The 12,256-nt window shown below is 42.7% G+C and carries 11 protein-coding genes; 3 read left to right on the top strand and 8 right to left on the bottom strand.

Translation table 11 applies throughout. The annotated features are described in order from the left end of the window. Positions 1-138 precede the first annotated feature (138 nt). From creD to G7092_RS26670, 6 genes are all read right to left on the bottom strand, one after another. Positions 139-1,491 (bottom strand): cell envelope integrity protein CreD, encoded by a 1,353-nt coding sequence (gene creD, locus G7092_RS26695; RefSeq protein ID WP_235953951.1) that lies wholly within the window; start codon positions 1,489-1,491, stop codon positions 139-141. A 155-nt stretch (positions 1,492-1,646) separates the two neighbouring features. After that, on the bottom strand, positions 1,647-2,228 hold the full coding sequence (locus G7092_RS26690; RefSeq protein WP_166094611.1) for a TetR/AcrR family transcriptional regulator: 582 nt from the start codon (positions 2,226-2,228) through the stop codon (positions 1,647-1,649). Between the two features lie 3 nt (positions 2,229-2,231). Beyond that, positions 2,232-2,639 carry a Rieske (2Fe-2S) protein gene (locus tag G7092_RS26685; protein WP_166094609.1) on the bottom strand — a complete coding sequence of 136 codons (408 nt, stop codon included), beginning with the start codon at positions 2,637-2,639 and terminating at the stop codon, positions 2,232-2,234. Then, positions 2,636-3,670: a phenylalanine--tRNA ligase subunit alpha gene (gene pheS / locus G7092_RS26680; protein WP_166094606.1), complete on the bottom strand. Its 1,035-nt coding sequence runs from the start codon at positions 3,668-3,670 to the stop codon at positions 2,636-2,638. The genes G7092_RS26685 and pheS overlap by 4 nt, the downstream gene beginning before the upstream one ends. 250 nt (positions 3,671-3,920) lie before the next feature. Beyond that, positions 3,921-6,482, bottom strand: coding sequence for a Kelch repeat-containing protein (locus G7092_RS26675; RefSeq protein ID WP_166094604.1), 2,562 nt, complete (start codon positions 6,480-6,482; stop codon positions 3,921-3,923). A 488-nt stretch (positions 6,483-6,970) separates the two neighbouring features. Next, positions 6,971-7,540: an RNA polymerase sigma factor gene (locus tag G7092_RS26670; RefSeq protein ID WP_166094601.1), complete on the bottom strand. Its 570-nt coding sequence runs from the start codon at positions 7,538-7,540 to the stop codon at positions 6,971-6,973. A gap of 312 nt (positions 7,541-7,852) precedes the next feature. Between G7092_RS26670 and G7092_RS26665 the strand changes: the two genes are divergently transcribed. From G7092_RS26665 to G7092_RS26655, 3 genes are all read left to right on the top strand, one after another. Further along, positions 7,853-9,403: an NAD(P)/FAD-dependent oxidoreductase gene (locus G7092_RS26665; RefSeq protein ID WP_166094599.1), complete on the top strand. Its 1,551-nt coding sequence runs from the start codon at positions 7,853-7,855 to the stop codon at positions 9,401-9,403. After that, positions 9,400-9,885 (top strand): DinB family protein, encoded by a 486-nt coding sequence (locus G7092_RS26660; RefSeq protein WP_166094597.1) that lies wholly within the window; start codon positions 9,400-9,402, stop codon positions 9,883-9,885. The genes G7092_RS26665 and G7092_RS26660 overlap by 4 nt, the downstream gene beginning before the upstream one ends. A 76-nt stretch (positions 9,886-9,961) precedes the next feature. Beyond that, positions 9,962-10,327 carry a CoA-binding protein gene (locus G7092_RS26655; protein WP_166094595.1) on the top strand — a complete coding sequence of 122 codons (366 nt, stop codon included), beginning with the start codon at positions 9,962-9,964 and terminating at the stop codon, positions 10,325-10,327. A gap of 119 nt (positions 10,328-10,446) precedes the next feature. Here the strand turns inward: G7092_RS26655 and G7092_RS26650 are convergent, their stop codons facing one another. Further along, complete coding sequence (locus tag G7092_RS26650; protein ID WP_166094593.1) at positions 10,447-11,841, bottom strand: methyltransferase RsmF C-terminal domain-like protein; 1,395 nt, start codon at positions 11,839-11,841, stop codon at positions 10,447-10,449. A gap of 164 nt (positions 11,842-12,005) precedes the next feature. Beyond that, on the bottom strand, positions 12,006-12,256 hold a 251-nt coding region (locus tag G7092_RS30725), incomplete at its 5' end, for a hypothetical protein (protein ID WP_235953950.1).

Below are 12,256 nucleotides of genomic sequence, written 5' to 3'. Positions count from 1 at the left end.
TCATGTCTGAAAATTCTGTTAGTTCGGGACTCATGATAAAAAATTTATTATGCTAACATAGTAAATATTATACTAAAAACCAAATCGGTATACAGTATTTTACAAACAGGGGGGCAGAGAAAATCTGTCCCCTATCCATCAATGCTTATCCCAATTTATCTTGCGGGAAAAATACATGAGTATACTCACTATAATGAATAAAGCGATGCTGCCTATAATGAGGGCGAAATCTTCCAGTTGGATGATCACAAAAATGAACGCGTAGAAAACCGACAGGATAAACGCGAACAACCAGGTAGCCATTTTATTTTTTAACAGAGATGCTATAAATACCGACACCAATGCAATAGTTGATACCGAAGCAATGAGGTAAGCATAATTATAACCCACCTGCTCCGAAAAGGAAAGCAGCAGGGAATAATAAATGATCATAGCAAGACCAATGAGTATATAATTAAATATGTGTATCCTTTGTTTACGAATCACCTCGGTTAAAAACAAAGAGATGAATGTTAAAGAAATAATAAGCAGCGCATACTTACTTGTACGCATGGTTTTCTGATACTGGTCAACCGGCAGGCGCAATTTTACACCAAATACAGCATCGTCAAGCTTTTTATTACTACTTAGCAAAGTATCGTTATTAACCCATTGTTGCGGAAAAGGGCGGTTATAGTACAACATACGCCAACGCGCTTTAAAACCCTCTTTATTCACCGCACGTTCATCGGGCAAATAACGACCATCAAAGCTTGGGCTGCTCCAGGTGCCATTCGCTTCCACATCGGTAGTTTTACCCAGGTGTAAAAAGCTCAACCCCTGACTTCCTTTCAGATCTAAGGTATAATCAAAAGGTACATTCCCTTCTTTAGCACCCGAAATATCTACAGCCACCTGCAAGCCCCCGCCAAATACCGATGTGTTATCAAATACAGGTTCGGCAGTAAGCGTTTGATCATTGGCTTTGATCACCGGGTTGTTTTTCAATCCTTTTAAATCACTGATGCTAAATACGATCCGTGCTTTATTCAGCAAAAGCTGGTCAGGAGTTAGGGATAAGCTACCCAGATCGGCTTTGGAAAAATTACCCGATACTTTTACCAGTGAATTATAAACGGCAACATCAAATATCCCCCGGTGCAAAATCTGGGTGCTGAGCCCGGCTTTAATATGCAGATTATCAGGCAATACGTACAGGTTCCCGGTATGTTCCCTTATAACTTCTTTATTTGTCGCATCGGTTTCCTTAACCTCCTGCTTATAAGGGATAATCAGCACCGGCCCCTTGATCACCTGGCTGCCCGACCATTTATCAGATACATCGCGCATCATTTCATCCTGCCGGCCGGCCCGTTCATTTATCAGGTTATTAACCAGCGATGAGGGTATAAGCAATAACAGGATTAGTGTGGCAATAAAGAGCAATTTAACGGTTATCGACTCCTTGAGTCCATCCATTATTCCGTGTTTTTGTGATTCGTTTTCGGTCATGTATTTTCAATTTAAAGTACTTTGAATTTCAAAGTTTAAAGATCAAAAAGAAGGCCCGTCGGCCTTATTGCATTTTTTATATTACTATAAAGTACTTTGTTATTCAAAGTAACAAAGAAGAATTAAACAATCCAAATATTTTCTTTTAAAAAAATTTAAACTGAAATAGCTGCCTTCACCAGGTATGGAAGAATCTCCTTTTGAAAGGAAACAAAGTTCTTACGTACATCAGAATCACTCACCGAGGTGAAAGCAAAACTAAACACGATGCTTTTACTGCATTTAATTAAAAAACGCAGCCGTTGCTGGTAGGTTTCATGTTTACGAATGCCCGGTAATTGTATAAATGAGGCCATCAGCAGCTCCTCCAATTCATTGGAAAGATTTTTTAAAAAATCCTGTGAATTGGTTGATTCCCTGATAAAATCCCAGCCAATAAACTCGTTACATATGGTATACGACAGACGGCAGGTTTTCATGATCAGGTTGTTCAAGTACTCTTCCTCATCAATATCCGGGGCATTGTGTTGTACCAGATCGTCAACACTGGCTTTAATATAATCCATCAGCAGTATATGCAAAACTGCTTCTTTGCTATCAAAATATTTATAAATGGTAGCTTTGGCTATTTTAGCTTTTTTGGCTATTTCATTAACACTGGTCTTATGGTAACCGAATTTGCGAAACAGGTCCTGCGCCGCCCTTTTTATACTATCTTTTATTTTATCGGCTTCCATGTATTAATTAACAACTTGAATAGTGAACTGAGTGGTGATCACCTGGTATGACCTCAGCGACTTTGTAGCAGGGGCTTTTACCGGTGTACCATCCTCTAATGAAAATTTCGATCCGCTGCAGGGATCGGTAGCTGTAAGGCCGGTAGCATCAATGGTAACAGCGCATTTCTTTTCGGGCTGATAGCTGCTGCACCGGTCATAAGCAACAATTCCGCGGGTTTGTGAGTGATAAAGGATTAACCCCGAAACCCCATAACCATTAACTACAGCATAACCACCCGGGCTATTCAGCGCACTGTACGTAGGATTTATAGGCGCCTGAAAGTTTACCGGTATACTTGGAACAGGGTCTCCCTTTCCGCATGAAAACAAACAAATCCCTGTTAGTATAACCAGTATGAACTTTTTCATAGTATTTCTGTTTGAAACTGTTTTAAAAAGCGAACATCATTTTCAGAAAATAAACGCAAATCACGGATAACATATTTCAGGTTTGCTATCCTTTCCATACCCATGCCAAAGGCAAAACCGGTATATTTTTTACTATCGATACCGCAGTTTTCCAATACATTCGGATCAACCATGCCACAGCCCAATATCTCTACCCAACCACTGTACTTACACATATTACAACCCGAACCACCACAAATGGTACAGGAAACATCCATCTCGGCAGATGGCTCAGTGAACGGGAAATATGACGGACGGAAACGCACTTTGGTACCTTCGCCGTATAATTCCTGCACAAAGTGATATAATGTTTGTTTCAGATCGGCAAAGGATACATTCTCATCTACATATAAACCTTCTACCTGGTGAAAAAAGCAATGTGCACGGGCAGATATAGCCTCGTTACGGTAAACCCTGCCAGGCATAATAGCCCTGAACGGTGGTTTACCATGCTCCATCATCCGCACCTGAACCGATGAAGTATGGGTACGCAAAGCAATATCATCCTTACCATTGTTCTTTTTGATAAAGAAAGTATCCTGCATATCACGCGCGGGATGCTCTTCCGGGAAATTCAGGGCCGAGAAGTTATGCCAGTCATCTTCAATTTCCGGTCCTTCGGCAACCACAAAACCCAGGCGTTTAAATATATCAATGATCTCATTGCGTACCAGCGACAGCGGATGGCGCGAGCCAACAGCAAAATCTTCACCGGGCAAAGTAAGATCAAGTCCTAAATCCTGAGTTTTAAGTCCTGAGTCAAAGCTCTCTTTTAGCTCGTTATATTTGGCTTCGGCCAGTTGCTTAAACTGGTTAAGTACTTTACCAAAAGTGCGTTTTTCTTCGGGGCCAACGGTTTTAAATTGCTCAAAAAGGTCTTTTATAATTCCCTTGGTACCTAAAAATTTGATGCGGAATGTTTCCAGTTCATCGGCATTAGCTGGCGAAAAAGCGTTTATTTCGGCTGTATACTGATCAATTTGAGCTTGCATTGTTCTGGTGTTGTTAAAAATTACCGGCTGTAAAGCCAACTTTCTGATATCACCGGCAGAGCAGACCGCCCGGATTAACTGATATCAGCAAGTTTGCAAATATAAAAAAAACGCCTCTAATTTGGCTCATTGGTTTACTTGTTCATTAGTGGGTGGGAAGAAAAAACAAAAACCACGTTATTGCGAGGGAAAGGCGTATTATTTCTTTCTGCTGGCAGGAAAGAAAATTCGGTAATTCAATAATTAAGCCCTATTCCAGTATCGAATGAAAATCGCGTTCAAAACCTTCGCCGTAAATTACTTTGTACTCTTTGCTGAAATTCTCGAAGGTATTTTTGGCCAACGAATGTTTGCCCAGGAATGAGAGGGCCTTACATTTCAGTATCATGGCATCCTCATTTACCGGGTCGAAGTAAAAAATATCGTTGGCCAGTTTAATCAGGAATTCCGCGTCGTCGGCAATCTGAACCGACCCGGCGAATTGGATATAGGAGTCGATGATCTCGTTGGATACTTCTGATTTAAAGGCATCCAGCCATTCGTACTCAATGTTTGACAAAAAGTTACCACGTTGGGTAATGTGCGTAAGCTGGATGATCTTTTGTTTGTTGAGCTTGCTTTTGTTGGATACGATGTTGAGGTAATTGTGATAATCGACCATGATCTGGTTATAATCGATCTCAATTTTCCAATAGCCGGTATCTTTCGACAGATGGCAATGCCCCATTTTATCCAGCAGCGATTTGAGCTTGGCAATATTTACCGAGCGGTTGTTGCGCGCGCTTTTCTCTGATTTATCAAACCACAATATCTCGTTCAGCTTTTCGGAACTTACTCCCCGGCCCAGCTTTACCGAATACAGCAAAATAACCAGGAACAGTTCTTTAAGCAGCGGTGTAAAATATTTAGTGATTTCGAGCCCCTCGGGTGTAAACAATTGCAGGTCGCCAAATAAAAATATCGCGTTTTTATTGCTGTTCAGCTTGTTATCATGGTCGGGTTCAATAGGCGATTCTGCTTGTTCCTGATAATGTGGAACAGGCACCTCCGCCACAGGTTGTGGTAATAATGGTTGTCGCCGCGCCTTCTTTTTACGGCGAACCATTATTACCACTGCTACACCTATACCTACTGCAAACAGGCCACTTATCCACAAAAGGTAGTTGATACCGGCCTCGCTCAGTATCGGATTATCCAACGGTTCTGGCGGACTTAACAACGAGTACACCTTAACCCGGGTTTGATCCTTATCCTTAAAAAGGGTAACTGTTAAAAATTTATTGCTATGCGGGCAGTAGTAAATATCGGCATAGGCCCGGGCATCATGAAACAAATATGGGATGGTATCTCCTACCAACTGGTAAGCAGGTTTATCTAATGAGCCTTTGATGAGCTGCAGGTTGGAGTTAAACTTGTGCTGCGGAAAGATGAGTCCGTAATAAGCTCTGGTTTTACTGTTGATGATGAGCGAATTGGCAAATGCAAAGTCTTCACTTTTAACACTGATATTAAATAATTTCTTAAACGCTTTAGTCTTTACGTTAAACTGCATCATATCATACAGGTTACGCGGATTCACAATTTGCTGGCCCGAAGCGCTGCCATAACCACCTATCACGTATGCTGTATCACCTGTTGCGTTAACCCCCAAACCGGCCATATAGCGCGGGGTAAAAACATCGCCTTTGGTTTTGATCTCCTGCCAGGTACCGGTGTTTACATTATATCGTTTCACACTATCCTTATAAACCAACTGCCCGTAGCCGCCAATAGTGTATACCGATGAGTCGGTTGCACAGAAAAATTTATTCAGGTGACCGGTATTGGTTTCCTGGGGCATATTTTTAAAGGTTTTATCCCAGTGCTGATCCGTGATATTATAAGTTGCGATAGCTTTTTGATCGATAAAAAGGTAATACAGCTTACCATTATGAAACAAGGCCTGATCGCCGGGGATAAGTTGCTGCCTGCCGGTTTTATATGCTTCGCTTTTTAAAGGGGTTAATTTATTAACCGAATAGGAAATCAAAGAATCGGCAGCGATCACATAAACTGTTTCGGTAGCCGGATCAAAAGCTAAACTGGCATCGCCCTTCACACTAAATTCTTTTTCTATTTGCCAGTTACGATGGCGCGCTTTGATCCAAAGCGGATTGGTAACCGTACCGTTGTTCTCGTTAACGGTTTCGTGCACTACATCGCCCTGCCACTCGTTCAGCGGCCACCAACACAGCAGTTTGTCCTGCTGTTTTATCTTTACATCGCGCAGTTTAAAGGGCGGCAGGTCGGTGGTTTGGTATTGCCGGTAGGCATTGGCACCAAACAGCAATTTATAGTTTGAGCTCTGTTTCAGATGCACGCCTGCTTCACTGTAGGATGCTTTGCCGGCAGATACGATGAGCTTATCATTCTTAAAATCAATAAATATTTTGAGTTTGCTCCAGTTATCAAGCAGTTCTATATCACCGATATTGAATGATATTTTGGAAAGCTTTTCGCCAATGATGATCTTAAAATGTTTGGTATTGTACTGGTTATCATAAACCAGATCGATGTTTTGCTTATCGTCGCCCACCAGTCGGAGCATGTAGCCAAAGTATATTTGCTGATTGGGGATGAACGACAGATCGAAAGATACTTCGAGATTGTCTTTAGCAGCAACGTTGCTGATGCCCAGGTTTAAGGTGGTGCGCTTATCCTGTACTACTTCATGGCTATAAAAACCAAGCCCGTATGATTGTGCACGAACAGGTGATATCAATAGTATATTAAAAAAAATAACCGAAATTATTCCCGAAACAAAAAATCTCATGTTGATCAGTACTTACTATTAGGACTTAAGTACCCGTATTGTATTTATAATCTGGCCCCCAAAAATATTACGCTATTTAGCTGGCGGCAATGGCTAAATTACAATAAAAACAGCTTACATTCAAAGGTAATGTGATTATATCGGGATTGATACTGGTGTGGGTTCAAGTGGGTGGTGGCTGCATCCCACCACGCGTCATTTGCGAGGAGGAAGGACGAAGCAATCTCCTCACATGTAGATAAACGCGACTAGATTGCCGCGCTATGCTCAGCAATGACATTGTATATTAAAATTAAATGGGATAAGAGGATACCTCTTAGGATGACAAACAAGTATGGTGATTATGGGATAGGCTTTTATTGCTTACTAAGGTTAAGTTCAGGCGGGATGCCTGAACTGCGGCGGTGATAAGTATATATAGAAGAGAAGTTAAATTAACCTCTCTGCGGATGATTGGGGAGTTTAATAAAGGCAGGGTAAGGGATTGGTTACCCTGCCAGGCAATGTTGCTCGCGCATGGTAAGCTGACCGATCATGTCTTTTAAAATATTACGTGCACGGTATAAGGTAGTGCGTGATAATAATTCTGTCATGCCCAATGAACTGCCAATTTCCTGGTGCGAATAGCCCTCAATAGCATACATGCTGAATACAGAACGGTAAGTTTTTGGCAACTTTTGGATCAGTTTCATCAGGTCTTTTGCTTCCAGTCCGTTATCGTTATATGATTTGCTCATGGGCATGCTGCTTTCTGCAGAAAAATCTTCCACCAAAACCATGGGTTTTAATTTGCGGTAACGTGATATGGCACAGTGTACCATAATACGGCGGATCCATCCTTCGAGGCTGCCATCGCCCCGATAGTTGTTCATGTTTTTGAACATTTTTATAAATCCCTCCTGCAGTATATCCTGCGCTTCGTCTTTATCAGTTGCATAACGCATGCAAACTGCCAGCATTCTTGGTGCTAATATCCGGTATAATTGTTCCTGTTGCTTGCGGTCGTTTTTCAAACATCCTTCCCATAGGGTCATCAAGCGGTCTTCGGCGATATTCATTTTGTGTTGTTATTTTTACAATGAGCCTATGCCAATATGGATGCCATAATATAAGTTATTGATTTTCAATTAAATAAATTTTTATGATACTTTCAAACTGTTCGATAGCGGACGGTTAATGTGCACGGGCGAACAGTTTTGATTTTTTGCGATTTAGCGAGCATCACCCTTTTAGGGGGAGGAGAATGCCTGATCAGAGACACATGTAATGTGTCTCTACAAAAAAGCAAATGTAGAGACGCATCACATGCGTCTTCCGTTTCGTTTTTCCTTACCTTTGTACAGCTCCGGGATAAGAACCCGGCTTAAAACATGATCAAAGAAGTAGAAATAGTATGCCCTCCCGGGCAGCAGGAAGACGAGGCCGTAATAACCCGTTTGGCGGCGGCTTCCCTGAATATTCAACCCCAGAAAGTTTCGGCGGTAAAAGTTTTAAAACGATCTATCGATGCGCGCGGTCGTAAGGTAGTTTACCGCATGCAGGTGCAGGTGTTTTTAGAAGAGCCTTATCAGCCCGAAATATTTACCGTTAATTATGCCAATGTGCAGTTCGGCAGGCCCGTTATTATTGTAGGTGCCGGGCCCGCTGGGATATTCGCAGCGTTGCAATGTATCCAATCGGGACTAAAGCCTATTATTGTGGAGCGTGGTAAAGATGTGAAACAGCGTCGCCGAGATTTGGCGAATATTAATAAGCAGGGACTGGTCAATCCAGAATCAAATTATTGTTTTGGCGAGGGTGGCGCAGGTACGTACTCCGATGGTAAATTATATACGCGATCAACCAAGCGCGGCGATGTGACCCAGGTGCTCAAAATGTTTGTGGCACATGGTGCCGAGGAGAATATATTGATAGATGCCCGGCCGCACATCGGTACCAATAAGCTGCCGCAAATTATTACTGCCATGCGCGAGACGATATTGAACGCGGGTGGCGAAATCCTGTTTGATACCAAAGTAACCGGTTTGCTGGTGGAGTTTGGCAAAATAAAAGGCGTAAAGCTGTCTAATGGCGAAAAGCTGACAGCCGACGCGGTGATACTGGCTACGGGCCATTCTGCGCGTGATGTTTTTGAAATGCTGCATCATCAGCATATATTGATCGAGGCCAAGCCTTTTGCGCTGGGGGTGCGGATAGAGCATCCGCAGGAAATTATCGACCGGGCCCAATATCATTGTGAATATCGCGGACCGGATCTGCCGCCATCTTATTATAACCTGGTAGAGCAGGTGGAGGATAGGGGCGTATTTTCTTTTTGCATGTGTCCCGGCGGAATTATTGCACCATGTGCAACCGAAGCCAATGAAATTGTGGTGAACGGTTGGAGCCCATCTAAACGGAATAATCCTTTTGCCAATTCGGGAACGGTGGTGCAGATCAATATGGAAGATGTGGCCGGTGATGATACCGATCCGTTTAAGATGCTGCGCTTTCAGCAGGAAATTGAGAAAGCTGCTTTTGTAGCGGGCGGCGGTAACCTGGTAGCTCCTGGCCAGCGCATGGTTGATTTTGTAGAAGGGCGACTGTCGCGAGATTTGCCGATGAACTCCTATCTGCCCGGAACCAGGAGTACCGAGCTGAAAGAAGTGTTGCCTTTATGGATACACAAACGCCTGCAAAAAGCATTGCCTGCTTTTGGTAAAAAAATGAAAGGTTATTATACTAATGAAGCTATATTAGTAGGAGTGGAGTCGCGTACCTCATCGCCGGTAAAAGTTCCGCGCGATAAAGAAACGCTGCAGCACCCGCAGGTTCAGGGTTTATTTCCCTGTGGTGAGGGCGCTGGTTATGCGGGTGGCATTATTTCTGCTGCTATTGATGGGATCAATTGCGCTTTGGCAACTTTAAAAATATTAGCATGAGTACCTCGGAAAATCTTTCGCACGAATTGCAAAATGTATTGTCAGGCGATCCCTGGTATGGTTCGCCGGTTTATACTATATTAAAAGGCATCAGTTTTGAAACCGCGTACGAAAAACCGCCGGGCTCGGTACATAACATAGCCGAAATAGTACTGCACATGATTGCCTGGACAGAGGAGGTGATGGACAGGATGAACGGCCTGCCGTCGGGCATACCCACCAGCGGCGACTGGCCACCGATAGGTAAACCTGATGAGCAAAAATGGCAGAATTATGTTGAAGATTTGAAACTGGTTAACGTAAATTTGATTGGCATCATCCAAAACTTCCCTCCGGATCAATGGAATGAGCCAACAAACGACGAAAGAGATCGCGAATTAGGAATGGGTGTTACCTATGAAGAACTGATCAACGGATTGATACAGCATCATATCTATCACTCGGGCCAGATAGCGTTACTAAAAAGGATAATTACAAACTAAGATTTCACCGATTAAATAAGATTGCACTGATTATCGGTGAAATCAAAAAATAATCGGTGTAATCACCTAATAATATATGGCTGATAAAAAAACATTGGTATTGGGCGCTACGCCTGATCCCAGCAGATACGCTTACCTGGCCTCGAACAGACTGGTAAGCAAAGGGCACACCATTGTAAACGTAGGGATAAAAACGGGCGAGGTAGCTGGTGTACCTATCGAAAAGCCCGAAACCATCCACCACGATATTGATACGGTAACTTTATATGTGGGTCCGCAGCACCAACCGGAACTATATAACTATATATTAGATACCCATCCCAAACGCATCATATTTAATCCGGGTACCGAAAACGCTGAGCTGCGCCGCCTGGCCAATGAAAAAGGAATCCAAACTGAAAATGCCTGTACACTGGTGCTGCTATCTATAGATGGGTATTGAGCTGAAGCCCCCTAGCCCCCTGAAGGGGGAACTCTTAGCAGGTTACTTTATATATTTATATGAATAGAAACAAAAAGAGACACATTAATATGTGTCTCTTTTTGTTTAAACAGATCATGTTAATCAAAAGCTCCCCCTTTAGGGGGTTGGGGGGCTAATATCCTGATCTCTTTCGGATAATAATTATTGATACGGTTGGGTAGCAACTTAGCCCATCCGAGGGAGTGGCCTTCAAAATTCATGAGGCTCCAGCCTTTTTGGGTGGGATTCAAATCAATGTTGTCGCGGCGTAGGTATTGGATAGCCTGATCATAGTTAAGTTCGGTTTGTAGAACAGCATCTTTATTAATAATAGTACTCAAGGCCAATTCATGATCGGGTATCAGATCTTTTCCCATCAGCTTACCCATACGTACTCCCGATTTTTTGAGATATAGATGGCGGTGCAAAATATTCAGACTTTCCTTATGTGCATTATGAATGGCAAGCCAATCGTCGTTCACTTTAAAATAGTAGTGATCATCTGAATTGTTGACATAGGTTTTTACCTGGTCGATTTCCCTGGCCGCTAGTTTCTGCTGACTGTTATTTTTTGCAGATGGAAGTTCGCCGGTATTGTTTCGCTTGCGCAGGCATGATGCAAATAAACCTTCGCCCTTTACCTGGCCCGGGTAAAAGCGGTAACCCCATGCTTTCTGCAGCGGCGATTCGGCCTCCACAATACCCCACTCCTTATATATAGGTATGCGGATGCTTTCGAGATCAAATTCCTGGCACAGCCAATCCAGTATATCCTCATTTTCCTGGTGCGAGTAGGAGCAGGTACTATATATGAGGTAGCCATCCTCATTTAAGGCGGGGAGTATATCAGCCAGGATGCGTTCCTGCCGTTGATGGCAGAGATTGACGTTGGCCTCAGACCATTCGTTCATCGCCTGCGGGTCTTTCCGGAACATGCCAGAGCCCGAACAGGGGGCATCAACCAGGATAATATCAAAAAAGCTTTTCAGCCGGCCAATATCTTTCGGATCATTATTACTAACAATAACGTTGCTTTGTCCCCATCGGCTCAGGTTATCTGTTAATATAGGTACGCGTGTTTTGATGATCTCATTTGCCACCAGCAGATCGTCGGTCCCGATGGCCGAATTAAGCAGGGTGCTTTTGCCACCCGGTGCTGCGCAAAGATCAAGCACTTTTACAGATTGCTCCTTATTTTGCCTGATGTGTTTCATGATATGATCAATAAACATAGACGATGCTTCCTGTACATAATAACATCCGGCATGAAAAAGTGGGTCGAAAGTGAAGGATGGGCGGGTATCTAAATAAAAACCCTTGGCACACCAGGGCACTTGAGCGCCCGTTTTTAAGGCCGAAGGCTTAAAAGGATTTAACCTTATAGATGTAGGAGCCTCAGAATTTTCATGGGCTTTGATAAAATTTGGCTCATCAAATCCGTTTTCTGCGCTTAAAGAGGCCAGGAAGTTTTCGGGAAATGGGTACTTGTTCATATACTTTTCAAATATACAAATTAGGTAAATGCTATTATTATAAGCTGATGCTGGCGTGTTATGAATGAATTTAGGGGTAGTTTACAGGTAGTTGTAAGATAGTTTTAATTATTTCAAAATTTCTCTTGGAGCGTAAGTGTTTTTCTCTGTACATTTGTGGCCGCTCAAGGAAAAAGGGTGTTGTTTTTTGAAGATTTAGCGAATAAAAAAAAGTTTAAAAAAGTGAAAATCTCACTTGATAAATTAAAATAAGATTCGCACCTTTGCAGCCCGCCAAGAAGGAAGAGAAGAGGAGAGAAAAGGCGGTCAAAACTTAGAATAAAGAAAAGAAAAAAAAGTTTTGCAAATAAGAAAAAGGTTACTACCTTTGCACTCCCGAAACGAAGGAAGGAAAAAAGCGGAGACGCTGAGAGAG

It is taken from the genome of Mucilaginibacter inviolabilis, assembly GCF_011089895.1.
Lineage (GTDB): Bacteria > Bacteroidota > Bacteroidia > Sphingobacteriales > Sphingobacteriaceae > Mucilaginibacter > Mucilaginibacter inviolabilis.
This window is presented reverse-complemented; position numbering and strand designations above follow the sequence as displayed.